Below are 23,269 nucleotides of genomic sequence, written 5' to 3'. Positions count from 1 at the left end.
CCCCCTGTGGCGAGGGAGCTTGCTCCCGCTGGGTTGCGCAGCAACCCCAACCGGCCTCATTCCGCTTGGCCTGCCCTCCGCAGCCGCTTTCAGCGCCCGAGCTTTTCCATCGCCGCATCGGCCAGAAAGGACGACCGACTCTTGATGTTGTGCTCGCGGACGAAGCGGTCGATCTGCTGGATGACATAACCTGGCAGGGTCACGTTGACCTTCTCGGTCTTGCCCAGGTATGGGGTGATATCGATCTCCAGCATGCCCCAGCCCATGCCCTCGAAATCGGGGTTGGCGCGGTGCTTGCGGGTGGGAGAGGGCAGGGGAATGGCGTGCCCCGCTCGGGCCAGCTCTTCGAGCATGACGTGGGCAATCTCGATGGCCGCGCTATAGGCGCTCTCGAAGCTGTCGCCCGCGGTGACAGCACCGGGGATGTCGGGAATCTGGATGCCGGTGGCGGTGTGTTCGTCGCCCCATTCGATGCAGATGGGATATTGCACGGGGATCTCCTCAATAAGTGTGAAGGTGGCGGGAGCTAGATCAGTTCAGCCAGTTTTCTGATGGCCCTGACCGTGCCCCGTGGCAGATCCTTCTTCGGGTGAGGCACCGGAACGGTGTTGGGCCTGTAAGGGTGCTTGAACAGATGATGGCTGCCAGTGACTCGCTCCAGCACCCAGCCTGCGGCTTCAAGCTCCTTGATCAACTGTCTGCTTTGCACCTCCATCTCCTTATCGGGGTGAGAGGTGCTTTATAACTCCAGGCGCATAGTAACGCAGGTTGAATTGTGTGTCTGGAGTTATGTATCGGGACATGTCGTTTAGCGAGCAGGGGGCCTGTTGTGATGGGCCTGAACGATGACGCGGGGTTACCTTCGACGCTGTACTTTGGGGGATATATCCGTTGCTGCGGTTACGGCCGCTGGCGGCTTCGTCCTTACGGCGAGGGGCTGTGTACATATCGGTTACTGCGGGTGCCGCTACTGGCGGTTTCGCTCTTACAGCGAATCCCTTTTGGCAGTCGCCCCAAAAGGAACCAAAAGGTCTTGCCCCCGCATCCGGCACCTCGCTAAGGCTCGGCGTTCCCTCTCTCCGGCATTGCTCCCGGGGGCCCGCCGCCACAGGCCATCCATGGCCTGATGGCGGCTAGCTCGGCATCCATGCCGAGCTGCCCCCTACGCAACGCCTGCGTTCGGCCTCCTGAAGGGGCAGGCAGATCAAAAGCCAAAGCAAGATCAAAGGCCAAAGCCAAAGCCGATCAACGGCTGGGGCAAAGCCAAGCGCGTTTTACGCGCTGGTTGAGTTCAATGGCGTTCAGCGCTCTTGCGCTGTTTGCCACTGAATCACCTCCAGCACCGCGCAACCTTCCCGGGTGAGCAAATGCACCCCTCGGGTGACCCGCATCAGATCGCAGTCGGCAATGTCTTTCAGGTTAAGTGTGGACAGCCTGTCCATCAGATCCCGCACCACGGTGAAACGATGGGCCGCACTGCTGGTCAGGTCGTTCAGGAAGGCTTGGGTATCGACGGCGTTAAAGCGTGAGAGTGTCTGGTCAACCCGGTCACATGCAACGCAAAAGGGTGTTTAGGTAGTGTGCAGTTTCCCACTAAAGCGCCGGAAGCCGGTCCAACGCACAATTGCGGTCGATTTTCGACGCATTGGCCATGGGGACGCGTGCGCCCGAATCGACATTGAATATGTCAATGTAACAACCGCTCAGCGCGCCCGGGTTGTCGACAATTCCTCCTTTGATTACGTAACGTGCGCCCGGCGTAAATTCGCTGACGAACGCTACGTTGCACGAGCGATTGGCGTTGGCCATGCCGCGCATTATCAGGTGCAGCGGCTTGCCGGCTTCAATCGGGAAAAAGCCTTCTGGTGTCGATACGTTCTTGTAAACGGAAACCAGTTGCCGTCCCTGTCCACCCTGCCCAGTCGCCACGGCTCTGCCGTATTTGCAACTGATGGCAGGCGCTTCGACCAAAGACACGTGGTTTCGATGATTCTCCATCGACACCAATTCGCTGCGGATAAGTGCCTGAGGCGCCCCTGCAGGCACAAGGTATTTCGGCACTGGGGCACAGCCTGCAAGCAGCAGAATTGAACACAGGTAAAGAGGTTTCATAATTTACTTATTGATGTGGGAACAGGTCGGCATCAGACACCTCCATCCAGCGAGCATTCTCGCCTAATTGAGTGTCCGGATTCATTAGACGACTACAGTCAGGGCTAAGGTGGCGTACGTGCGTCGGCCAGTATTTTCAAGCCGCACTCCGCTTCAACGTTGCCAGCAGGCCGCGAAACGCTTGCACACTTCAAAGCGCTGATCCAGATCGGCCATGCGTGCCTGATGTGCGCTCAGTGTTTCCTTCAGCAGTGCTTGCTGGGCTCGGTAGTAGTACTCCAGCATTTCATTATTGGTCGACATTGCCTTGCTACGGCCGGCCGCTTCGCTGTCGGGTAGCAGTTCCTTGATCGCAGGGGTGTCGAGCAGGCCCAGACGGTTGGTTTAGTCATCCTTGTACAACTGCAATGAACGGGCCTTGGTGCTCCTCATCTCTTTGGCGAACTGCTCCAGGTTCTGCTGATATTCAGCCCAATAGGCATCGGGCAGGCTGAAGTCGAGGCGCTGTTTGCGTTGCGCTATGGATTTGTCGAGCAGTGTTTTCTGGACCGAAGGGGAATCCTCGGTGTCGGGCTTCATTTTCGCGATGACACTCGCGTCGACGATCTGCGCGATCAGCGCTGCACGCTCCGCTGACTGCGGTTGTGCTTCGGCGGGCTTGGGGAAAATAGGTTGTGGCCGGCGCAGGCGGGCAGGCCTTTGTTGGTCAGCACGATCGGCGAACGCACAGTCTTGCCATCGATCTGGCGCAGACGGCTAAGGGTGACTTGGCAAGTGCGACCTACTTGGCGTCAGTCCGCTTCGTATCCCCTTGCGCAGCGTCATCGCGGCGAGGATCAAGAGGTGCTGGCCAAGCGTCATGCGCTGTAGCAGCAAGTCCTTTATCAACCTGCGCATCGCTGGTCAGGTGCGACGCGTAATTGGCAGCCCATCGGCGCTGTCACACTCAATCCAGAACGGAAGTAACAGGCCCTGAAAACAGTGACATGACAATACGACTGACGTAATAACAAACTTGCAAGACGCTGGTGGCGAGTGTAGAAGGTGGAAAAATTTCAGAAAGTGCCGAAGTATATTTAAAAAATAAATAGTAGATGGAGATGATGATGGCTGAAGGGAATCAGGCTATTGGGGAAGTGTGGGCGTTATTTGTTGGTGGTAGTGGCTGGCGCGGAACTAATGATCGTCTTGTTTGCCACTGTTTACTTGCCGATCAGCACGGCATGAGTGCTCTCTGTTACGCCCGTGTGTACAGGGTGGCGTATGCGTGAGTTCATGACATTCGATGCGGCGGAACCTGCTTTAGTTGCCCGCAGGCGTACCGCCCGTGCTTTGTGTTCCTCCATCAGCAATAACCCTGATGGTCGGGAGCCGCTTTATAAACTCCTGTTCGGATCAGTGGGTGAGGGGTTTGAACAGTGGGGCAATTTCTTTTGTGAGTTTGGTTCGAACATAAACATTGGTGATGGTGTTTTTATTAATGCCAATGGGGTGTTCCTCGATGCGTTTGAAATAAACATCGGGAACCGTGTGTTTATCGGGCCTCATGTCGGTATTTATACCTCTAACCATGCCAAGGATCTTGAGCAGCGGCGTCGTTATATAGAATCGGGTGCACCTGTAGTCATTGAAGATGATGTATGGATTGGCGGCGGCGCAACAATCTTGCCGGGCGTCACAGTGGGTAAAGGGTCAATTATCGGTGCGGGTGCTGTCGTGGCAAAGTCGGTTCCGCCACACAGTAAAGTGCTGGGCGCTGGTTCTCAGGTTTATCCGATCTAATTAATAGAAGGCATAAAGGGATGTTTGTCTATCAGTCACGCGTGAAAGACCAAATTGTTGGTTCTGTTAAAGATGTCAGTGTTCATGCAGAGGGTGGCATCTACACGGATGCGATTTCGGGCATGTTTAACGTACCGTTCGGGTATTCGTGCGACCCCATCAAGCAGCATATTTCCAAAACGTTGACGGATCTGCCTTTCCACCCTAAGGATCATTTCTATTCGTCCGAGCTGTTTGAAACTTCAGAGCTGCTGCTCAAACGCGCCAAGATGGAAGATGGCGGCGTGCTGTATGTCAACAGCGGCTCGGAAGCCATCGAGTCGTCGATTGCCATGGCCTTGGAGTATCACCAGCGCAAAGGCAATACGTTCAAGAAGAAAGTGATCTGCCGCAAGCACTCCTATCACGGCGCCACCTTGGGGGCCCACAGTATTACCGGCAGGAACGATTTCAAGGACCTGCGTTGCAGCGGTTACGACACTATTCGGATCAACCCGCCATTCCCTGTCGTTCACGAAGGTCAGGCGTTGGAAATGCACAGCGTGGCGGATGTGGAGAATATTATTCTTCATTATGGTGCGGAGCAGATCGCTTGCATTATTTTCGAGCCGGTCAACCATTTGAAAGGGATGCGGCAAACTCCCCGCGAGTATCTGATAGGTATTCGTGAACTGTGTGACCGTTACGATATTGTGATGATTACCGATGAAATCGTGACCGGCGCCTCTCGAACCGGAGAGTTCTTGAATACCCATCAGTTTGGGGTTTCTGCCGATATCGTCGCGCTCGGTAAAGGCATCAGCGGTGGTTATTACCCGGCATCCGCTATGGTGACATCCCATAAAATCGCCTCGGTGTTTGACAAGCCAGAGCCGTGGATCCCGTTTTCCTATTCGCATACCTATGCAAGCAACCCGGTTTCGATCGCGGCCATCAATGCGTCGATGCGCGTGCTGGAACAGATAGAGGCCGCAGGGCAGTTACAAAAACTCATTACAAAGACTCAGGCGCTGTGTCAGGAAATCGCCGGGAATGAGCGTATCGCCCGGATTGAATCCCAAGGCTTGCTGATCGGCATAACCCTGGACTCAAGCCTTGGGGAGCAGGCAGGCAAGAAATTGGGTGGGCTGTGCTTTGACAGGAAGTTGATTATCCGAGGTGAGGAAGATTGGGCTTGCCTGGCGCCCGCCTACATCATGTCAGAGGAAACGCTAAGTGACGTGTTCGAGGTGTTGAATGAATCAATTAGTCAGTTATGACCTCGAGCCAGTTGCCAGCCTATTGACGCCGTTACATGGCATTCGTCAAAGCGTGCATAAACGGAAGGCGTACCTGACGGCCGATGAGTATGTGCGTGCCAATGAGGAAGTTGAAGTCGGTATTGCCGAGGCGTCGAAGTGCCAGACGATCAACGAACTGTCGGTCGCCATCGCCAGACAATTTACGCCTTTCTACTCAGACGTCAGGGTGTGCCTGGAGCGGATTCATGAAATTGCCGGTTACGGAACCCTGGCATCTTGCCTGTCGTCACTGAACATTGCCGAAGCACTGTTTGCATTGGAGTTCTGCAATGCGGCAGGGGTGGCCAATCAGGATCTGGTAATTGGCAGGGGGCATATTGCGCCATTGTTTTATGCTTATCGTCACGTGCTCAACGGTATGCCTTTGGCTTTTTTGGCTGCGGTTCACGACAAGGTGCCGGCCGTTGTCAATAAACACTACGGTTTTGCCTACAGCATGCGGCATAGCCTTGGCGAGGGAGTGGGCATTGCGTTGGGGCGGGCCAATACCAATCGTGATGCACGTGTTATCTGTGTGGCGGGTGACGGTGAGTTGAACGAAGGGGTGTCTTTCGAGGCGATTCGCCTGATAGGCGAACTTGAGGTCAAGAACCTGACGTTGATAGTGGACAACAATGGCAGAGGGATAGACCCACTTCCCGGGAAGTTGAGGCCGGAGTATCTGGCCGCCTACTTTTCTGATGTTTATGAAGTGGATGGACACGACACCCAGGCGATCAGTGAACACATTCGCCAGGCAGAGAAGGACCATCGGTCGACCGCGATCATCTGTCATACCGAAAAAGGCGTTCACTCCTTCAAACGTGCCAGCCATCAGAGTTTGATGACGTCAACGGACGATCAGCAGAAGAATGATCTGAGGAAAGCTTCCAGTTGCAGTCGGACGGCCGACATTATCGAAGAAGTTCGGTCAGGGGCACCTGCCCATGTATTCACCGCGGATCTGGCCGCTCGGTTTGGCCTTAAGTCATTGTCCGGTTATTGCAACACCGGCCTGGCCGAGTCAGCGTTGCTGACCTGCGCGATGGGGTGCCCGGATGATGAACTGAAGTTTGTCCTGACCGATGACAAGTATTACCTCAACGCGATAGATGTACTGCACTCTGCTTTGATTGCCTGTCGTAATTTGCATGTCATTGGCGCTCGGAAGAACGGTGTGTGGGGCGGCGCTACGTACGCCTCAACCGTATTCAGCTTGCTGACGGAAGAAACCGTATACGAACTGACAGACCCTCTCGATCTGTTGGCCTGTATTCATCGGCAGAAAGCAAAGGGTGGAAACGGCCTTTACTTAATGTACGACCAGCCCATGGAAAGAGTGTGTGCCCTGAGGGAGAAGTACCGGAAGCTGTCTGAAGATATCTATATTTTTCAGCCCGAGTTTGCCGCCGGTTCATTGATAGTGTCATCGGAGTCGATGGCATACGAAGCCTTTCAGGTCGCCACGACAAAAAGATGCACACATATCCGGTTTCTGTCCGTTCGGCCGGATCTTGAGCTGGTTAAACAGATGCTGAGCCAATGTGCCGAAATCATTGTCGTAGAACATAACAGTGGTCGCTTCAACCTGGCTGAATACATTGAATCCAGTTTGCTGGTTCGAGTTCGCAAGGTTTTCGGTGATGCCTATGAGTGGCCAACAATCGAGACTTTCCAGGCAAATGTTGCACCTCAAGTACTGGGTGCATTGTTGGCTGACCCGCCGTTCGCATTAGTTAATTAGACTTCATACGTTTAAATACCGTTTCAACTATTTATTGGTTTTCTGAGCCCTGTATAGGGTTCGGCAGGCCTTCTATGGATTCAGGAGCAGTGGTTCATGACGCAGGGAAATAAAGCGCAAGGCAAGTTGTCCGGTAAAACCATGATCGTTGTGGGCGGTGCCAGAGGCATCGGCGCCGCGATAGTTGAAGTACTGGCCAAAGAAGATGTTCATGTCTACATCTTTGATACTGACCGGACACCCAATGCAATCAACCACTATCAAACTCAGGAGGTCAGTGGTTATCAGGCGGCTCGCACGCTGGCGGCGGATCTGGTGGAGCAAGGGCTTTCGGTAAAGGCCATTGCGGTCGACGCAACGTCTGAAGCCCAGGTCATAGAAGCCGTAGGTGGCGTTGTCCATGAGTCAGAGCACTTTTACGGCCTGGTCAACGCCATTGGCAGCAGCCATCTGATCAACACGGTTGAATCATCGCTGAGCGAGTTTGACGCGATCGTGCAAACCAACCTTACAGCACCTTACTTGACGTCGCGTGAGGCTGCCCGCGCACTGATCCAGAGAGGCAAGGGCGGCGCGATCCTGAACATCAGCTCCATTGCCGCAAAAGTCGCCTTTCCTGGAATATCTTCCTACTGCGCCGCGAAAGCCGGGTTGCAGGGCTTCTCTGGTGCCTTGGCGCTGGAGTTGGCCACTCACAATATCCGGGTCAACTGCGTTTGCCCCGGCATCGTCAAAACCAATATGTGGAAGTACCTGGAGAACCGCCTCATCGAGCCCAACGAGTCGCTGGATGACTTGTGGGCTCGCATGGAGGGCCTGATCCCGCTGGGTCGTACACAGATCCCGGAAAACATTGCCCGGTTCTGTCTGGCGGTGCTTGAGAACGAAGACATCACGGCTCAATCCCTGTCGGTCGATGGCGGAATGAACCTGTATGGATGACACCGTTGGCACTACACCTCTTTTGCGCGAAGACCCGAACACCGTACTGAGGATCAGTGATCGTGTGTTCGGTGCCGAGCATTGCGCGCAGCTGCGTTATGTTGCGCCGGTTCTGAAACTGCGAAGCGAACCCGGTAGCGATTCGTTCAATATTCCAGGGCTTCATACGGTGGACAGCTTGGGCACTTTGCTCACGTCGGTGACGGGAGAGTTTGCCCTTGGCGCTGACATCAAGTTATTCAGCCTGGCCAAGTTTGATGCTACAGGGCTCTTTCTACACGTCGGGCTGCACAAGCTGAAGTTCGGTGTTGAAGAGTACGGCAGCAACAAGAAGATCGTATCGGTGCATTCATCGCCCTATAGCGATGAAGTCAATGGCATCGAAGTAAACGATGAGCCTGTGCGGCTGTTCATTTCGCGAAGTGGGGATGTGTTCTCGTGTTATCTGAGTGGCTCTGAGGGTGCCGTGGTTTTTCATCGGGCGTTCTATGTGAACAACTGCCCGGATGAAGTGCGCGTCGGGTTTAGTGTGCAGTCGCCCTTTTCCGATGGAGCGGTCGGGGAGTTTTCCCGGATTGAAATATCCTCACAGTCCATGGGACTCATCAGAGAGTGAGCAGGTATGACGAGCAAAGACACCTGGTTGATAGTTTCTGATTTTGACGAGACGTTTATGCCGGTCTTGTCGTCTCGAGAGGCGGATGCCGGGATAGACAAACTGGAAAGCTGTTTGAATCAACTCAAACGCAAGCACCACCTGTTATTTGGCTGGGCCACGGGAAACAGTCAAGCGGTGGTCCTGGACAAGATGAAGAGATACCCCGAGTTTCCCTGGGACTTTGCACTGACCAGTCTGGGAACCGAGTTGTACTGGAATCACCCAGACAGTGTTCTGGAGGATGAGGGTTGGCCGTTACAAGGCGCTGGAACGTTTCAAGAGCGGGTCATGAGGCTGAGCACCCTGTTCGAGCGAGAGGGTATTGAGTTGACGTTGCAGTCGGAGGCTTTCCAGCAAAAACGCATTCGGGGTTATTACTTGAATGCCGATGGCAATGAAGCGATCGCCATCGAGCACATCCATAGACTCTGTTTGCAGGTTGGTCTTGAGGCCTCAATTACCTACGCCAGTGCCGCCGCCGACGACCCTGAGAATGTCTACGATGTCGCCATCATGCACCCGGGGTGCGGAAAGAAGCAGGGGGTCGATTTCATCGTCAAGAAACATGAGATTTCCCCCGCCAGGGTCATCTCGTTCGGGGACAGTTGCAATGACATCGAGATGTTGAAGGCCTGTTCACATGGTTACCTGGTGGGCAACGCTTCGCATGAGGCCAGGCAGGCGTTTGATCGTGTTGTTGAGGGTTTCTATTGTCATGGCATCGTTGATGGTCTTCAACGGCATTTTTGAAATGGGATATGCATCTACATGGACAGTACAGTGCACACGGAGCATCACAGTGATAAACAGATATTTGATATCTACTTCGGGTTTATCAATACCTACACCTTGTTTTTTGCGGATGAAGTAAACCTGTTTGATCTGCTTGAAGGCAAAGCGCTGAGGCTGGGTGAAATCGGCTCGGCATTGGAACTGGCACCTCGGGCCGCACAGGCGCTTGTGGCTATGTGCACCAGTCAGGGGCTGCTTGAGAAGAGTGGGGAGTGCTATGGCCTGACGTCTTTGGCGCAAGCGTTTCTGACCCGAAAGTCGGAGACCTCGTTCAGTGGGGTCCTGCAATCCGCACGCTACAAAGAAGATGCGTTCTCTTACGCATTCTTCAAAGAGTCGATGCTCAGTGGAGAGTCCGGGTTGTTCGGTGAGACTGATCTGTTTGAGAACAATGCGCAGGACCAGTTACACAGCGAAATTTTCACCAAGGCGATGCACAGTAAAAGCAAAGGACCGGCTCGGGCCTGGTCGGGTCGGATTGATCTGTCCGGGTATACCTGTCTTCTGGATGTAGGCGGTGGTTCGGGTGTTCACTCTATTTGTGCGCTGGAGAAATGGCCTGAACTGAATGCCGTGATCTTTGATCTTCCCTATGTCTGCGATATTGCCGATACCTACGTCGAGCAGTACCGGATGGCGGGGCGCATCACAACCCATAAAGGAGACATCTGGGCGTCTGAGTATCCAGCCGCCGATGTGCATCTTTACAGTGATATTTTTCATGATTGGCCGCTGGACAAGTGTCTGTTTCTGGCCAAAAAGAGTTTTGATGCACTGCCCAGCGGCGGCCATATCATTCTTCATGAGATGTTTTTTAATAAAGAAAAGACCGGCCCACATAATGTCGCGGCTTATAACGCGAACATGTTGCTTTGGACCCAGGGTCAGCAATTGTCAGAGACCGAGATAAGGGAGCTGCTGACGATTGCCGGTTTTCGCGATATTACAGTTTCCCGCACGCAATACGGTGACTGGAGCCTGGCAACCGGAATCAAGTATTAAGGTTGCTGACAACCAATGCCCTGTGAGGGCGTTTTGATTGCACAGTGTGAACTCAAGGTCCGGCGCATTCGCTCCGGACTTCACTTGTGTCTTCTTGCGGGAGATTGAAGTGATCCCAGTACGTTACCGTATTCTTTGTATTTACTCCGGCATGCTGGCGTTGACCCAGTATGAGTGGATGCGCTTTGCGCCTATCACGGATCAGGTGTCCACCCAGTACGGTATTACTTATGGGGAAGTCGGTTCATTGTCTTTGGCTGTGACGGCACTTGCATTACCGCTGGCACTTCCCAGCGGTGGCCTGATTGACCGGATATCGGTGCAAACAGCGTTGCGTATCACCGCCATTGCCATGTTGTTGGCGGCATTGATCCGGGTGTTACAACCCCATTATGAATACCTGCTTGCCGGCCAACTGTTGTTCGGGTTTGTTCAACCCTTGACCATGTCGCTGCTCGTCAAGTTGATGATCACCTGGTTTTCTGAAGATGAACATGTGCGGGTCACGACGCTGTTCAGTATGGTGATTTTCCTGGGTATAGGCTCCGCGTTCATGATTGTCCCGTTGACGGAGGAGGGGAACATCAGCAGTTCGTTGTTGATTGACGTCGCGATCCTGGGGCTGATTGCACTATTGACCTTCATTTATGTCCCGCGAGATGGCCCTCTTGTGCAAACAACGTCCGCTCCGACCAAGTCCGGCGGCCGTTTACTGGCGGAGGGTGTCGATTTATTGCGCACGGCTCCGTTCATGGCTGTTTTGCTGATGATTTTTTTAACCAACGGCTATTTCTCCGCCATTACGACATGGCTGGAGCCGATCCTGTTGCGTCAGGGGATCGATGCCCAGGTTTCAGGATTTATCGTTGTTCTGATGTTGGCCGGTGGTATCGCGGGTATGACGTTCATGCCTTTACTGGTTCGTAGCGGTGCAACCGTGGGGGGCATTCTGTCCGGGGTTTCATTGTTGGCAGGGGGAGGCACGGTACTGCTTTTCACCTCGGGTTCCCCTTGGATATTGAGTCTGGCAGGGATCGTGATCGGTGCCGCGCTGTTATCTCCGCTGCCTCTTCTGCTGCAACTGATAGCCGACACTGCCGGACTCTCCAGGTCGGGGACGGCGACCTCAATTTTCTGGTTAGTCGGCAATATTGGCGCCACGATAATGATCGCGACGTTGGGGGTTATCGCCGACCACGGTGATTGGGGAATGGCAGCGGTATTGCTGTGTCTGGTTCTGGTTGTCCAGATAACGATTTCTCTCATGGGCTTTCGAATGGTCGGCGCTCGCACTACCTGACTTCATACGGTTCTGTGTAGATATCCGTTGCTGCGGTCACGGCCGCTTAGGGTTTCGCTCTTACAGCGACTCACTTTTGAAAAGCGCAAAAGTAAGCAAAACGCTCCTGCCCTCGCATCCGGCGCCTCGCCTAGGCTCGGCGTTCCCTCACTCCGGCATTGCTCCGGGGGCACGCCGCCACAGGCCATCCATGGCCTGGGGCGGCTAGCTCGGCATCCATGCCGAGCTGCCCCCTACGCAATGCCTGCGTTCGGCCTTCTGGAGGGGGCAGGAAGAGCAAGAGCAAGAGCAAGATCAAAAGCCAAAGCAAAACCGAGCGCGTTTTACGCGCTTTCGTAGGAGTCGGCTTGCCGACGAATTGGCCCATAAGCCATACATCAGCCCTTGCTGACGCCTGCGCTCGGCTTCCTGAATAGCCAGGAAAATCAAAAGCCAAAGCAAAGCCAAGCGCGTTTTACGCGCTTGTTGAGTTCAATGGCGTGCAGGGCTCTTGCTCTGTTCGCCACTGAATCACCTCCAGCACCGCGCAACCCTCCCGGGTGAGCAGATGCACCCCTCGGGTGACTCGCGTCAGGTCGCAGTCGGCAATGTCTTTCAGGTTAAGCGTGGACAGCGTGTCCATCAGATCCCGCACCACGGTGAAACGATGGGCCGCACTGCTGGCCAGATCGCTCAGAGAGGCTTGGGTGTCGAGGTAGAAAACGGCTTGGTTGGCGTCGTGGGTGTCGACGGCGGTAAAGCGCGAGAGTGGCTGGTCAATCATCGGTACAGCTCCTGTGCAGGGAGCAATCACCTGAGTTGCCGACGACGAAGAAAATGACCGCTGTGCGCGCCTATGACGACCGGAGAATCACCGCGCACAGCTGTCATAACATCTTGTCGCGGGCACCGGAAAGGTGATTGCAAAGGTGTTGTTGACGCTGATGCTGCGTTGTATTTCGACCGGCCAAGGTCGTCGCGGATTTTGCTGCGAGGGGGAACTATAGGGGCGGGGAGTGGGGACCAGCAACGGTGGATTGGAGGGGATGTTTGAGTGGGTGTGTCTAGCGGCAGCAATGGCTGCGGTAAGGTAAATCGCGTTCTGTTTTTTCAGGCGTGTATGAGAGACAGCTATCGGCCAGAAGCGGTCCTTTAGAGTAGGAAAAATAAATCCGCCCCGTAAGTCTGTGATCCGTCCCAAATCTTCTCGAGGACGAAAAAGGACGAAAAGTGTTTTCATCTATCATTGCAGGCGCTAGCCGCCCACAGGACTTATCATGCGCGTCCTAGAAAATGCTTCGCTTGTCTAAATTCAAATGGTTCGGAGGCAATGTTCGGCAGTGTTCAAGAAAATAAACGGATGGCTGTTGAGCTATCTCGCAATTGTGTTGCTGTTTAGTGGGGCGTACTACGCCATCTGGGGAGCCCGGCCAGACAGTTTTATCATTAACAGTTAACTGAACTTGGACCCACTGTCGGATATTCCGTTGCTTGCCTGGCAGGAAATGGATACTCACGCCACGACCGGTGCTCCTAACATGGGTGAGATCAGTGCAAAGCTGGCAGGCATCAAAGCCGGAATCAACGAACTTGACCTCAAGGTAAGGTCGTTGGACCAGCAAGTCGACTCTGGTCGCGCAGAACTCGCCGAGGTCGGCAGGCGCAATCAAACTATCACCATGGCCAATGGCGAGCATTATCGGCTGGACATTACCGCAGAGGCTAGCCGAAGTGTTGTTGATGCCGAGCGAGTGTTGAAGGCGTTTTCGGAGCGTGACTCGTCAGAGCGGGATTATGGTGTCGCGGAAGCTAACCTGAGGGTGAAGCTTGCAGAGATGCGGGTCGTCCAGGCTGAACAAATGGCCGAGGCTCACCGATATTTCATCAGCAACATCGGGCAGTTTGGCGATCCCCAGCTTATGGCACAGATGGATCAACTGCATGACAAGACCCAAGCCCAGGCCCGTGAGCGTGAACAGGCTTGGGAGCTGCTTAGCGAGAAGCGTACAGAACTCATCGACGTTGCCCAGACGTGGCGCAAACAACGCCTAGACGCCGTATCATGGTTGGATTTCCTCTTTTTCAGTATCGGTATTTCCACGACAACTACGTATGGTGATGTGGTCGGCAACTCAAGGTTGGTGCGTAGTCTGATCGCGTTACAACTGTTGATCTGCGTGTTCGTGATGGCAGGCTTCGTGTCGTCGGTGGTATCCAGGTCTGGACGGCGGGGTGGTGGCACATCGCCTAGCCCCGCTCCGGACATCAGAGCATCCTAGGGGGCTCGCGTCCTTCAAAAGAAAAGAATGCGCAATTTTTTCATTTGAATGGTGAACCTCCTCGGGGTCGAATCGAGCACCAACGAATTATGCATACCGCTTCAGCCTTCGCTGCCAATTTCTCCAATGACGGTTGTGCCTGAGTTAAAGCGTGTTAAAAATCCGACTGTTTTCAACAAAGTTGGCCGAAATCTGCCTGATCAGGCGTTGACCAGCTCCATGATGTGAGTGGCATGGACATCTTCTATTCGCATGAAACCGCAGCGCAGGTAAAACGCGTCGCCTCCAGAAGTATCGGTGGAAAGACGCACCTTCTGAAAGTGAAGAGCAGCCTGTGCAACCAACGCGTTTACCAACGCCTGACCGACGTGTTGATTCCTCGCCGCAGGTGCCACGTACACTCGCCGGAGCCTTGCGGTATCGGGGTTATTATAGGGATCAACTGATAGTCCTCCGATTCCTATGACTTGCTGGTTCGAATACGCAGCCATGAGACATTCACCGGGCGCATTGAAGCGATTAGTTCCAGAGTGCCACTCCGAAATCAGGCGCGTAAGAAACCTGAAACCTTCTGCAACTGCCTCTTTCTCCAAGGTAAGAACTTCCGCCGGCAGATGCGTAATCTGTTGAATCTCGATTAGTTTCATTCATTATCCCTGATTCAGTGTGAATCCTTTTGGCTGATCGAGGATGCATCGGACGCATGCTATGAGCGATGCAAGTGGCCGCTACCGACCATAGCTGCCGTTCACCCTAACCGCTACCGGCCAGGAGCTACCATCAAGAGGCTACTAATTTAGGGGCGATTCAAACGACCCGAAGCAGATTCCATACCTTGCAATTTGTGGATCTTGGGTCTGCCGGCAGGAAAGCAGTTCTAACTTCCAAGCCGTGAGTCCAACGCCCTGCGCGCTTGCTCAGACTCATCCAATGCTTTGGTTAAGGCATTCATCAAGACAGAAGTAAAAGTCGTTTTGGATGGAGCACTGGGATCGGTGCGCAACTTGTTCATCACCAGGTTGCTCACGCTCTGATCAGGGCATGCCCCATACGCATCAGTTCAGTGCCCCGGTGATCCCCAGCTACTCTGGAAGCTTGGCCCATCCGATATGGGAGGTTGGGTTGGTCGACTGATTTGAATCGTAACCGGGATCGGGAAATCCACACCCACCATCGCTACCTCGCCTTGCTTGAGGTTCGGCAGAAATGCTGCAGCGGAGCGATCAATCTCACCGCACGCTCGTTCAACGACTTCACGGTCACGGTCGTTCGTGAGCCGGTGGACGAGCAGGGTACCCATCTGACTGAGCACGCCTTCGGTTATGTCGCGCGGTCGCTGGGTCGCCAGGCAAATGTTCAGCCCGTATTTTCGACCCTCCTTCGCGATCAGTTCAAAGGCATCCAGATTCTGTAGGTCATCCTCGTTTCCGACGGTTTTGCCCAGAAAATTATGGGCCTCGTCTAGGATGGTGATTAACGGCCTTTTCCTGAAAACCTCACCCCGGGCTCGCTGCAGTAGAAGTCTGCCGATAACGTTGGCCACAACCTCACGGGCGTTGAACTCGTATCCAATTGAGCTCAAGCAGACCCTGAACAGTTTCTTGTCGCTGTTAATGAAGTTGTCCAGTTGATCTACGAAACTGGGAAGGCCGGCAGCGGGACTGAAGACGCAGCCCAGCGACGGCGATTCCATCACGCCGAGGATGCGGGTCATCAGGGATGAGCAGTGTGAGATCTCGTTACTTGCACCCCCAAAACGCTCTGAGTCGTTGAAAGCGGTCGGGTAGCAACACTCCTGCACCAACTGAGGTACCAGCTTGCGAGGGTTAAATGGCGTTGTTGGATTTCCTACCAGACTTGCATTGGTGCCTCTGTTCATGGCCTCGCGATAGACCTCTTTCGATTGGTCTACCTTCCAGACGATGTGCTTCGGGAACAGATCAGGTGCGAGATGTACGAGTCGGAGGCTTTTGATCGCCTCCCTCAGCTTAGGGCCTTGGGTTTTGCCCGATGGCTGGAAGAGGGCTATGAAGTCGGACTCGGTGAAGCTCGTCGGCGGAATCGCGACTTCTACAGAGCCTCCAGCCAGGTGGAGAGGGCTGCCAAGGTGGCAATGAACCGTGTCATCGCCAACGAGCGATCGGTATTCGCCCGTGGCATCGATCAGCACGACTTTGGCTGAGAAGCGGCGACACTCCTCGATCAGCTTGGATGTCGTCCAGCTCTTGCCTCCGCCTGTGGAACCCAAGATTGCGCAGTGCCGTCCGAATATTTTTTCGGGAGTGACGGCAATAGGAAATCCGCCATCCCCGGCAACGTGACCAAGACTCAACGCTACCTCAGGTGGCGCACCGTCTACCCCCGTTGAGGTCAACAAAGGGATCTGAGAAATAAATTCTCCGGGGGCGGAGTAGACCCGATCGCCAAGTCGTGGGTATGAGCTAACTCCTGCTGTGACTCGCAATGAATGCGGGTTTACGGAGCCCAGAAGGCGTATGAAGCCGATTGCATCGATTTGGCGGCTACCGGCAAAGTCCTGTGAAATCTCCGAGCGATCCCTGTCAGGCAGCGTCACCTCAGTTATGCGACCTAGCAGCACTGCTTGCTGGCCTTCAACGAGCACAAGCTCGCCGACCTCACCTTTGCCGTAACGGTTGTGGCCCAAGTACTGGCCGCTCACATTCCCGGCATGCGCCAGGTTCGTCTTTACCAGGTGGGCGCTCACACTCGAAACCACACCAATTTTGAGATTGCTGGCCAGAATCCCGTCGAGAGCACTCATGCGTTTTGGCTCCCCAGGCGCCTGACGGCATTCGCCAACTGCTCTGCTGGTGAAGCTGTTCTCAGGTGCGGAATGTGGCTGACCAGATCGCTGAACGAACCACTGACGAAGTGGATGTCCAGGCCACGCTTGGCGAGGTCATGGAATCTGCCCCAATAGTCGCTTGAGCCATGGTGTCCCCGGTTATGCAGGTGCGTGATGCATTGGAAATCGCAGAGTATGAGTTTCAGACTCGGGTTAGATTGGATGGCTGAGAAGATTGGCTCGGAGAGGTGATCATCGTTGAAGCCAAAGCCCGCCACGATGAGGCAACTGTTGGGCTGACGCAGAAACTCCAGGTAGCGCGACAGAAGCTCTAGGTGAGGCTGCAGGAATGCCTGCTGGTATTTGCCTTTGGCTGGGTAGATGAGGCACGCGTTCGCAGGTGTAGGCGCTGTGTCCTCATAGATGTCTTTTCCCTCTCTGCTCCAACTGACCGATCCATGCAACTTCAGTAGCTGGAACACACCTTCGGCGAACTCATGACCTTCCACCTCTCGCCTGACGATGTCGTAGCTGAAATGCTTTCCATCGAACCGCCGCCTACGGGTATAGGAAAATCCATCAATGGCCATCATCCCGAGGTCAGAGGCTGCTGTCTCGAAGCACATGTCATAGTTTGTGGTAAAGACCTTCAGGCGAGGATCTCGGACTCGTCGTCTCGCCAGCTTCTGCAGCAACTGCCTGTATGCAGAAATTTCGGCGTTCGGGGCCCGAAGGAATGCCGAGCATGCATCCAGGATGACTGCTTTGACCTCGCTGACGAACCCTTCAACGGTCACGTCTTTGTTGAAGGCGAGATAGGCGTCGCACTGAGAAAGGAAGTGCTCGATGTTTGGATTGATGATTTCTTTGTACCGCACCACATCCATCACGCGCGCTGCCGCTTCAGTGGGATCCCCTGAGCCGGGTGTGCACATGGAGCGCTTCCATAGATCCCACATGCTTGGCCCGCCTGGTGCACCAAGCGAAGTCCCACTTCCTGCCAAAAAGCCAAGATTGGGAACTTGCAGTGCCGCAGCGAGCATGTCCGACAGCGCTGTGCGGTTGGAAACGATCCTTGCAGGATCAGGTGGTGGTGCGCCCTTGAGGACGATATAGGCTTCTTCATTCAAAGGCGCCCAATCAGATGCCCCTGGTGCCAAGTAGGCCTGAAGGCCCTTGCGGTTGGCATCAAGCTCCACAGGTTTGTCAGCAGGTGGCGGGGGGGCTATGGCATCTTCAGAAGAGGTTGCGGCTGGTGGGGCGCTTTCGTTGGACATCAACACGATCCTTGAAGGTGTGGCGTATCCCGATGGCGTGCTATGGGCCAGTCGAGTGCGCGTGATGAAACCTGTGGGCAACGCAGTGTTGGCATAATGACATCGGTGCTACGACGCCGGAAGGGCATTATGTCTCGCCTTTATCAAATCCCTCTTTAGGTCGAGCATTTTCTCCTAAATGGCAACCGGCCTCGACAGCCCTAAACATCCTACCGGGCATTCTCAGGATGTGGAGGACGTCATAGATCCGCATGCTGCAGGTGCGTACATCGCGTACTGTAAACAAGCAAGGTAGACCATCATGGGCCCCGGTCAGGGCCTTTCGGATAGGGGTTTAGGAGGTGAAATGGCTTGGAAAATCGAGCAGTGGATGCGGGATGTGTTCCCTGGTGCAGATAGAATTTACGAAGATTATCGAGGACTGCCGAGACGTGAGCTAGCTATTACTGCCGGCGCGGTTCTCGATCTCGCACTTGTCGAAATTCTATCCATGACGCTGACAGGGCCAGAGCAGGAAATACATTCGTTTCTAGGCATTAACGGCGATGGCCGTGCACCGTGTGGCTCGTTTGGTGCCAGGATCCAACTCGCGTTGCTCCTGTCGATAATCTCTGAAAGGGATGCCGCGATCCTCAGAGCGATCAAGAATATTCGAAATCAGCTCGCCCATCAGGTCAATATAGATTTTGACTCTTCATCGGTTCTACCTCTGCTTAATAAGCTCCATGACAATTTTCAAGAGCTAGCGGAGAGCTTGAAGGCGTCAGGAAGTCTTTCAAGCGCATCCCGTTCAGCGTATTCAATCAAGCCTTTTTTAGCCACGGAAGCTGAGGCCGGAGCTGGATTGTTGCTGGTCATTTTTTGCATCTACCAGGCATACCTGCATCGCATTTATGAACGGTTGTCCGCCACTAAACAGGGCTGATTTTCTGAATGCGGTAACGTCCGTTACGGGTTGAATGATGCCGGCCGTACATGGATGCTTTTTTCGACCTATAGCTGCTCCTTGGGAACGACCGCTTTGGGTCGAAAACCGCCGCGCGAGAACGACCGCTTGTGGCCGATAACTGTCCGTCACGAATGCTTGTTAATGGCCGTTTGCTGTTGGCCGTGATCATTGCAGCACGCAATATTTTCGGTCCATCGATTTGCTCCTCTGCTCATTCTTGGTCATGGGTGACGACTGAGGGGCTGCTCCAGGTATTGCGGTGCAGGACCTTCTTTTTGTGCTGGTAGGTACCAGGACTCCTGGGAGGGATAACGTGGAGTGTCACTCGAAGTTCGAACTGTATAGATAGCCTCCCTTGAGATCGCTGCGCCCGCTTCGAGGTCGTTCGCAGCCTTCGGCAGCGGCTACATGTAACGCACACAGCATTAAAACAGGCCGGCCGGTAGGCCGCCGTCTGCTTTTGCTCTTGCTTTGGCTTTTGATCTTCCTGCCCCTTTAGACACGATGGCCGAACGCAGGCATTGAGCCGTGGGTAACCCGGCAGGACGCCGGGTTAGCCGCACTGGGCCATGGATGGCCCATTGCGGCGGCCCACGGTTCAATGCCGGAGTGAGGGCATGCCGAGCCTAGGCGAGGCACCGAGTGGAGGGGCAGGAGCCCTTTGCTTACTTTGGGGCTCTTCCAAAGTGAGTCGCTGTAAGAGCGAAACCATAAGTGGCCGTTACCGCAGCAACGGATTTGTCCACTTACCTCAATGCACAATCTGCGCAAGAAACGCCTTAGCCCTCTCACTCTTCGGCGCCCCAAAAAACGCCTCCGGCGGCGCATCTTCAACGATGCGCCCACCATCAAGAAACAACACCCGCTCCGCCACCTGCCGCGCAAACCCCATCTCATGAGTCACACAAAGCATGGTCATGCCGCTGCCAGCGAGCTTCACCATCACATCCAACACCTCACTCACCATCTCCGGGTCCAGCGCCGAGGTCGGTTCATCAAACAACATAATCTTCGGCTCCATGCACAACGCCCGTGCAATCGCCACGCGCTGTTGCTGCCCACCTGAAAGCTGGCTCGGGTATTTGTTCGCCTGGTTCTCGATGCCCACCTTGGCCAGGAATCCCCGCGCCAGTTCTTCAGCTTTTTTCCGCGACAACCCGCGCACGGTCATCGGTGCCAGGGTGCAGTTGTCCAGCACGCTCATGTGCGGGAACAGGTTGAAGTGCTGGAACACCATGCCCACTTGGCTGCGCACCTGGGCGGCTTCGCGGGTGTTTTGCGAGAGGTCGGTGCGGTCCACCAGGATGCGGCCTTTTTCGGCAATCTCCAGGCGGTTTATGCAGCGGATCAAGGTCGATTTACCCGAGCCGGAAGGCCCGCAGAGGACGATGCGTTCGCCCTGGCGCACTTTGAGGTCGATGTCGTGCAGGACGTGGAAGGCGCCGTAGAACTTGTTCAGCCCGGCAATATCGATCACCACTTCACGCGGGTCGGCAATGGGCTGGGCGGGCGCTTGGGAGGCGGCGGGAAGCGGGGCGGTCTGGGTCTGCATGGCGGTTCTCCGTCGGTCAGTTGAAGCGCTCGGCGCGGTAGGGGGTGGGGTCGGTAAAAGGCGTTTCGCCGGTGACCATTTGCGCCAGCAGCTGGCCGCTCACCGGGCCCAGGGTCAGGCCGTGGTGGGCGTGGCCGAAGTTGAACCACAGGCCGGGGTGGCGCGGGGCGGGGCCGATCACTGGGCACATGTCCGGCAGGCACGGGCGGCGGCCCAGCCAGGGTTCGGCGTCGAGGCGTTCGCCCAGGGGGTAGAAGTTTCGGGCCAGGGCTTCGCAGCGGCGCAGTTGGATTTCGTTGATCGGGTCGTCGCAGTCGGCGAATTCGATGCCGGTGGTCAGGCGGATGCCGCCCACCATCGGCGCCAGGACGTAGCCGCCCACCGGGTCGAGGATCGGGTGCTGCAAGCGGGTGCCGGGCAGGGCGGCGTAGTGCATGTGGTAGCCGCGCTTGATCGCCAGGGGGATGCGGTAGCCCAGGGGTTCGAAGATGCCGCTGGCTTGCGGGCCCAGCGCCACCACCACTTCCTGGGCGGTGATGGGGCCGAGTTCGCTGTGCACCTGCCAGCCGCCTTCGACCTGGGTCAGGCTCAGGGCGTCGCCGATGACGAATTGGCCGCCGCGTTGCTTGAACAGTTCGGCGTAGCCGCGGGTCAGGCCGCCGGGGTCGCTGACGGTCTTGGGGTCGAGCCAGTGCAGGCCGCCCACCACGTCTTGGTGCAGGCCGGGTTCCAGGGTCAAGAGTTCGGCGCGGTCCAGTACCCGGTAGTTGAGCTGGTAGTCGCGCAGGTCGGCGGCGGCGCGTTGGGCGAAGTCGAAGGCCTCTTGGTCGTTGAAGGCTTCGAGCCAGCCGCCGTCGGCGATCAGTTGCAGCATGTTGGCCGGGCGGGCCAGGGCCAGGTGTTCGCTCACGCAGCGTTCGATCAGCGGCAGCATGGCGCGGGTGGCGGCGGCCAGGCCCTTGGGCGAGGAGTGGCGCCAGTATTGCAGCAGCCAGGGGCCGGCCTTGGGCAGGTGGCGCAGGCTGTAGCGCACGTCCGATTGCTGGTTGAGGCCGTAGCGCACCAGCTTGGTCACTTCCCGGGGGAAGGCGTAGGGAATCACGCTGGCGCGTTCGATCAGCCCGGCGTTGCCGTGGCTGGTGCCGTTGCCCGGGGGCTGGCGGTCCAGCAGCACTACTTGGCGGCCGCGGGCCTGCAGGTGCAGGGCGCTGCTGACGCCGACGATTCCGGCGCCCAGGACGAGGGTTTGGCAATGCATGTTTCAGTCCTTATGACAGGGGCCGCGCGGCGGCCCGCTCAAGGGTTCAGTTCAGGTGCCGGCCCAGGCGGCCTTCCAGGTACTTGAGGCTGCGCCGCACCACTTCGACGATCAGCAGGTACAGCACCGCGGCCCATAGGTAGATCTGGAAATCGAAGCTGCGGGAGAAGGCCAGCTTGGTCACCCCCATCAGGTCGTAAATGGTCACCAGGGAGGCGATGGCGCTGGCCTTGATCATCAAAATCAGCTCGTTGCCCAGCGGCCCGATGGCGATCAGCAGCGACTGCGGCAGTATCACTTTGCGAAACGCGGTCCAGCGCGACAGGCTCAGGGCCTTGCAGGCTTCGCGCTGGCCCTGGGCCACGGCCAGCAGGCTGCCGCGCAGGATCTCCGCCTGGTAGGCGGCGGTGTTCAGGGTGAAGGCCAGCAGGGTGCAGAACCACGCATCGCGGAAGAACCACCACAGGCCCACGTCCTGCCAGAAGCCTTTGAACGAACCCAGGCCGTAATACAGCATGAACAGCTGGGCCAGCAGCGGCGAGCCGCGGAAGAAGTACACGTAGGCCCCGGTAAAACGCCGCAGGAACTGATTGCTGGACAGCCGCCCGAGGGCGATCAGCAGGCCGAGCACGGCGCCCAGGCTGAAGGAAATCGCCACCAGCTTGGCGGTCACCAGCAGGCCGTCGATAAAGCGCGGGCCGTAGCGTTCCAGCAGTTCCTGGTTGAGGAACAGGTTCAGCAGGTCATCCAGGCTCATGGTTGCAGGCTCCGTTGCGCACGGTTGAAGCGCCGTTCAAGAAAGCTGAACAGGTGCCCCGACAGCGCCGAGAAGAACAGGTAGCCAAAGCACGCCACGCTGTAGAACAGCATGGGTTCCTTGGTCACGCTGACCGCGAGGTTGGTCTGGCGCATCAGGTCCACCAGGGAAATGGTCGAGACCAGGGAGGTGTCCTTGAGCAGCGACAGCCAGTTGTTGGAAAGCCCCGGCAGGGCGATGCGGGTCAGTTGCGGCAGCAGCACCCGGGTGAAGGTGGTGCGGCGCGACAGGCTCAGGGCGCGGGCGGCTTCATATTGGCCCTTGGGCAGGGTCTTGAACGCGGCCAGCCAGATCTCGCTGGAGAAGGCGGCGAACACCAGGCTGAAGGCGATCATCGCGGCGACGAAGGTGTTGATCGCCACTTCACCGGGGTAGCCCAGGGCGCCGAGGATCTTCTGCGCGGCAATCTGGCAGCCGTAGTAGATGATCAGCAGGGTCAACAGCTCCGGCAGGCCGCGAAACACCGTGGAAAAGGTCGTGGCCCAGGCCCGCGCCCAGCGGTTTTTCGAGCGCGCGGCCAGGGCTACGGCGAGGCCCAGGGGCAGGCCGATGGGCACGCAGGCCAGCGCCAGGGCGATGGTCACCAGGGCCCCGGCGAGCAAGGCCGAGCCCCAGCCGCCGCTGGCAAAGGACAGGAGTGACAGCTGTTCGAACATGCGCGAACCCTCTGGAAAAATAAACCGTGCAGGACGCCGCCGCGCTCAAGGGAACGCGGGGCAAGGGCAGCGGCAAAGGCGGGC

Annotated in this window: 24 protein-coding genes and 1 pseudogene; 11 read left to right on the top strand and 14 right to left on the bottom strand. The window is 56.2% G+C overall.

The window, feature by feature from the left end; translation table 11 throughout:
* Positions 1-89: 89 nt before the first annotated feature.
* The 6 genes from GGI48_RS04175 to GGI48_RS31100 all read right to left on the bottom strand — a co-directional run bounded on the left by GGI48_RS04175 (position 90) and on the right by GGI48_RS31100 (position 2,691).
* Entirely contained in the window at positions 90-491 is a 402-nt protein-coding gene (locus GGI48_RS04175; protein ID WP_179597148.1) for a type II toxin-antitoxin system HicB family antitoxin, read from the bottom strand.
* Between the two features lie 35 nt (positions 492-526).
* Positions 527-709, bottom strand: coding sequence for a type II toxin-antitoxin system HicA family toxin (locus GGI48_RS04170; RefSeq protein WP_041120604.1), 183 nt, complete (start codon positions 707-709; stop codon positions 527-529).
* A 592-nt stretch (positions 710-1,301) separates the two neighbouring features.
* Positions 1,302-1,496 (bottom strand): hypothetical protein, encoded by a 195-nt coding sequence (locus GGI48_RS04165; RefSeq protein ID WP_409565393.1) that lies wholly within the window; start codon positions 1,494-1,496, stop codon positions 1,302-1,304.
* Positions 1,497-1,593: 97 nt separating this feature from the next.
* The gene (locus GGI48_RS04160; protein ID WP_179597146.1) at positions 1,594-2,112 is read right to left on the bottom strand and encodes a hypothetical protein; all 519 of its coding nucleotides are present in this window, start codon (positions 2,110-2,112) and stop codon (positions 1,594-1,596) included.
* 153 nt (positions 2,113-2,265) lie between these two features.
* On the bottom strand, positions 2,266-2,415 hold the full coding sequence (locus tag GGI48_RS31105; RefSeq protein WP_260620621.1) for a hypothetical protein: 150 nt from the start codon (positions 2,413-2,415) through the stop codon (positions 2,266-2,268).
* A gap of 81 nt (positions 2,416-2,496) precedes the next feature.
* Positions 2,497-2,691, bottom strand: a complete 195-nt coding sequence (locus GGI48_RS31100) for a hypothetical protein (protein ID WP_260620620.1) — start codon at positions 2,689-2,691, stop codon at positions 2,497-2,499.
* 209 nt (positions 2,692-2,900) lie between these two features.
* Here GGI48_RS31100 and GGI48_RS31380 point away from each other — a divergent pair.
* The 9 genes and pseudogenes from GGI48_RS31380 to GGI48_RS04115 form a co-directional block, all read left to right on the top strand.
* Positions 2,901-3,078 (top strand): annotated as a pseudogene (locus GGI48_RS31380) (IS3 family transposase); the annotation flags it as partial.
* 297 nt (positions 3,079-3,375) lie between these two features.
* Positions 3,376-3,894: a sugar O-acetyltransferase gene (locus tag GGI48_RS04150; RefSeq protein ID WP_080966932.1), complete on the top strand. Its 519-nt coding sequence runs from the start codon at positions 3,376-3,378 to the stop codon at positions 3,892-3,894.
* A 20-nt stretch (positions 3,895-3,914) separates the two neighbouring features.
* Positions 3,915-5,153 carry an aminotransferase class III-fold pyridoxal phosphate-dependent enzyme gene (locus tag GGI48_RS04145; RefSeq protein WP_179597144.1) on the top strand — a complete coding sequence of 413 codons (1,239 nt, stop codon included), beginning with the start codon at positions 3,915-3,917 and terminating at the stop codon, positions 5,151-5,153.
* Positions 5,131-6,918, top strand: a complete 1,788-nt coding sequence (locus tag GGI48_RS04140; RefSeq protein WP_218872812.1) for a 1-deoxy-D-xylulose-5-phosphate synthase N-terminal domain-containing protein — start codon at positions 5,131-5,133, stop codon at positions 6,916-6,918. The genes GGI48_RS04145 and GGI48_RS04140 overlap by 23 nt, the downstream gene beginning before the upstream one ends.
* 96 nt (positions 6,919-7,014) lie before the next feature.
* Positions 7,015-7,860 carry an SDR family NAD(P)-dependent oxidoreductase gene (locus GGI48_RS04135; protein WP_123392730.1) on the top strand — a complete coding sequence of 282 codons (846 nt, stop codon included), beginning with the start codon at positions 7,015-7,017 and terminating at the stop codon, positions 7,858-7,860.
* On the top strand, positions 7,853-8,476 hold the full coding sequence (locus GGI48_RS04130) for a DUF1349 domain-containing protein (RefSeq protein ID WP_179597142.1): 624 nt from the start codon (positions 7,853-7,855) through the stop codon (positions 8,474-8,476). The genes GGI48_RS04135 and GGI48_RS04130 overlap by 8 nt, the downstream gene beginning before the upstream one ends.
* 6 nt (positions 8,477-8,482) lie before the next feature.
* Complete coding sequence (locus GGI48_RS04125) at positions 8,483-9,268, top strand: HAD-IIB family hydrolase (RefSeq protein ID WP_179597141.1); 786 nt, start codon at positions 8,483-8,485, stop codon at positions 9,266-9,268.
* Between the two features lie 18 nt (positions 9,269-9,286).
* Complete coding sequence (locus GGI48_RS04120) at positions 9,287-10,312, top strand: methyltransferase (RefSeq protein WP_179597140.1); 1,026 nt, start codon at positions 9,287-9,289, stop codon at positions 10,310-10,312.
* Positions 10,313-10,421: 109 nt separating this feature from the next.
* Complete coding sequence (locus GGI48_RS04115; protein ID WP_260620619.1) at positions 10,422-11,612, top strand: MFS transporter; 1,191 nt, start codon at positions 10,422-10,424, stop codon at positions 11,610-11,612.
* Between the two features lie 454 nt (positions 11,613-12,066).
* On the opposite strand, the gene GGI48_RS04110 is transcribed toward GGI48_RS04115, so the two are convergent.
* On the bottom strand, positions 12,067-12,375 hold the full coding sequence (locus GGI48_RS04110; protein ID WP_179597138.1) for a hypothetical protein: 309 nt from the start codon (positions 12,373-12,375) through the stop codon (positions 12,067-12,069).
* A 754-nt stretch (positions 12,376-13,129) separates the two neighbouring features.
* Here GGI48_RS04110 and GGI48_RS04105 point away from each other — a divergent pair.
* Positions 13,130-13,870, top strand: coding sequence for an ion channel (locus GGI48_RS04105; RefSeq protein ID WP_179597136.1), 741 nt, complete (start codon positions 13,130-13,132; stop codon positions 13,868-13,870).
* A 200-nt stretch (positions 13,871-14,070) separates the two neighbouring features.
* Here the strand turns inward: GGI48_RS04105 and GGI48_RS04100 are convergent, their stop codons facing one another.
* From GGI48_RS04100 to GGI48_RS04090, 3 genes are all read right to left on the bottom strand, one after another.
* Positions 14,071-14,517 (bottom strand): GNAT family N-acetyltransferase, encoded by a 447-nt coding sequence (locus GGI48_RS04100; RefSeq protein WP_179597134.1) that lies wholly within the window; start codon positions 14,515-14,517, stop codon positions 14,071-14,073.
* A 413-nt stretch (positions 14,518-14,930) separates the two neighbouring features.
* Positions 14,931-16,652: an ATP-binding protein gene (locus tag GGI48_RS04095; RefSeq protein WP_179597132.1), complete on the bottom strand. Its 1,722-nt coding sequence runs from the start codon at positions 16,650-16,652 to the stop codon at positions 14,931-14,933.
* On the bottom strand, positions 16,649-17,953 hold the full coding sequence (locus GGI48_RS04090; RefSeq protein ID WP_179597130.1) for an SIR2 family protein: 1,305 nt from the start codon (positions 17,951-17,953) through the stop codon (positions 16,649-16,651). The genes GGI48_RS04095 and GGI48_RS04090 overlap by 4 nt, the downstream gene beginning before the upstream one ends.
* A 346-nt stretch (positions 17,954-18,299) precedes the next feature.
* Between GGI48_RS04090 and GGI48_RS04085 the strand changes: the two genes are divergently transcribed.
* Positions 18,300-18,878: a hypothetical protein gene (locus GGI48_RS04085; protein WP_260620618.1), complete on the top strand. Its 579-nt coding sequence runs from the start codon at positions 18,300-18,302 to the stop codon at positions 18,876-18,878.
* 775 nt (positions 18,879-19,653) lie between these two features.
* Here GGI48_RS04085 and GGI48_RS04080 read toward each other — a convergent pair.
* Genes GGI48_RS04080 through GGI48_RS04065 form a run of 4 tightly spaced genes read right to left on the bottom strand, consistent with a single transcriptional unit; the run spans position 19,654 to position 23,185 of the window.
* Positions 19,654-20,454 (bottom strand): amino acid ABC transporter ATP-binding protein, encoded by an 801-nt coding sequence (locus GGI48_RS04080; RefSeq protein ID WP_181956932.1) that lies wholly within the window; start codon positions 20,452-20,454, stop codon positions 19,654-19,656.
* A 16-nt stretch (positions 20,455-20,470) separates the two neighbouring features.
* Positions 20,471-21,712: an NAD(P)/FAD-dependent oxidoreductase gene (locus GGI48_RS04075; RefSeq protein WP_179597128.1), complete on the bottom strand. Its 1,242-nt coding sequence runs from the start codon at positions 21,710-21,712 to the stop codon at positions 20,471-20,473.
* 46 nt (positions 21,713-21,758) lie between these two features.
* Positions 21,759-22,469, bottom strand: coding sequence for an ABC transporter permease (locus tag GGI48_RS04070; protein ID WP_016962591.1), 711 nt, complete (start codon positions 22,467-22,469; stop codon positions 21,759-21,761).
* Complete coding sequence (locus GGI48_RS04065; RefSeq protein WP_179597126.1) at positions 22,466-23,185, bottom strand: ABC transporter permease; 720 nt, start codon at positions 23,183-23,185, stop codon at positions 22,466-22,468. Before GGI48_RS04065 ends, GGI48_RS04070 begins: the two co-directional genes overlap by 4 nt.
* Positions 23,186-23,269 lie beyond the last annotated feature (84 nt).

It is taken from the genome of Pseudomonas protegens (assembly GCF_013407925.2).
Lineage (GTDB): Bacteria > Pseudomonadota > Gammaproteobacteria > Pseudomonadales > Pseudomonadaceae > Aquipseudomonas > Aquipseudomonas fluorescens_AP.
This window is presented reverse-complemented; position numbering and strand designations above follow the sequence as displayed.

Coding starts and splice junctions, on each gene's coding strand:
- GGI48_RS04080 (WP_181956932.1), bottom strand. CDS start 20,454: ATGCAGACCCAGACCGCCCCGCTTCCCGCCGCCTCCCAAGCGCCCGCC.
- GGI48_RS04090 (WP_179597130.1), bottom strand. CDS start 17,953: ATGTCCAACGAAAGCGCCCCACCAGCCGCAACCTCTTCTGAAGATGCC.
- GGI48_RS04130 (WP_179597142.1), top strand. CDS start 7,853: ATGGATGACACCGTTGGCACTACACCTCTTTTGCGCGAAGACCCGAAC.
- GGI48_RS04125 (WP_179597141.1), top strand. CDS start 8,483: ATGACGAGCAAAGACACCTGGTTGATAGTTTCTGATTTTGACGAGACG.
- GGI48_RS04100 (WP_179597134.1), bottom strand. CDS start 14,517: ATGAAACTAATCGAGATTCAACAGATTACGCATCTGCCGGCGGAAGTT.
- GGI48_RS04070 (WP_016962591.1), bottom strand. CDS start 22,469: ATGAGCCTGGATGACCTGCTGAACCTGTTCCTCAACCAGGAACTGCTG.
- GGI48_RS04120 (WP_179597140.1), top strand. CDS start 9,287: ATGGACAGTACAGTGCACACGGAGCATCACAGTGATAAACAGATATTT.
- GGI48_RS31100 (WP_260620620.1), bottom strand. CDS start 2,691: ATGAAGCCCGACACCGAGGATTCCCCTTCGGTCCAGAAAACACTGCTC.
- GGI48_RS31105 (WP_260620621.1), bottom strand. CDS start 2,415: ATGTCGACCAATAATGAAATGCTGGAGTACTACTACCGAGCCCAGCAA.
- GGI48_RS04135 (WP_123392730.1), top strand. CDS start 7,015: ATGACGCAGGGAAATAAAGCGCAAGGCAAGTTGTCCGGTAAAACCATG.
- GGI48_RS04140 (WP_218872812.1), top strand. CDS start 5,131: ATGAATCAATTAGTCAGTTATGACCTCGAGCCAGTTGCCAGCCTATTG.
- GGI48_RS04095 (WP_179597132.1), bottom strand. CDS start 16,652: ATGAGTGCTCTCGACGGGATTCTGGCCAGCAATCTCAAAATTGGTGTG.
- GGI48_RS04075 (WP_179597128.1), bottom strand. CDS start 21,712: ATGCATTGCCAAACCCTCGTCCTGGGCGCCGGAATCGTCGGCGTCAGC.
- GGI48_RS04085 (WP_260620618.1), top strand. CDS start 18,300: ATGGCTTGGAAAATCGAGCAGTGGATGCGGGATGTGTTCCCTGGTGCA.
- GGI48_RS04160 (WP_179597146.1), bottom strand. CDS start 2,112: ATGAAACCTCTTTACCTGTGTTCAATTCTGCTGCTTGCAGGCTGTGCC.
- GGI48_RS04110 (WP_179597138.1), bottom strand. CDS start 12,375: ATGATTGACCAGCCACTCTCGCGCTTTACCGCCGTCGACACCCACGAC.
- GGI48_RS04065 (WP_179597126.1), bottom strand. CDS start 23,185: ATGTTCGAACAGCTGTCACTCCTGTCCTTTGCCAGCGGCGGCTGGGGC.
- GGI48_RS04150 (WP_080966932.1), top strand. CDS start 3,376: ATGCGTGAGTTCATGACATTCGATGCGGCGGAACCTGCTTTAGTTGCC.
- GGI48_RS04145 (WP_179597144.1), top strand. CDS start 3,915: ATGTTTGTCTATCAGTCACGCGTGAAAGACCAAATTGTTGGTTCTGTT.
- GGI48_RS04105 (WP_179597136.1), top strand. CDS start 13,130: ATGGGTGAGATCAGTGCAAAGCTGGCAGGCATCAAAGCCGGAATCAAC.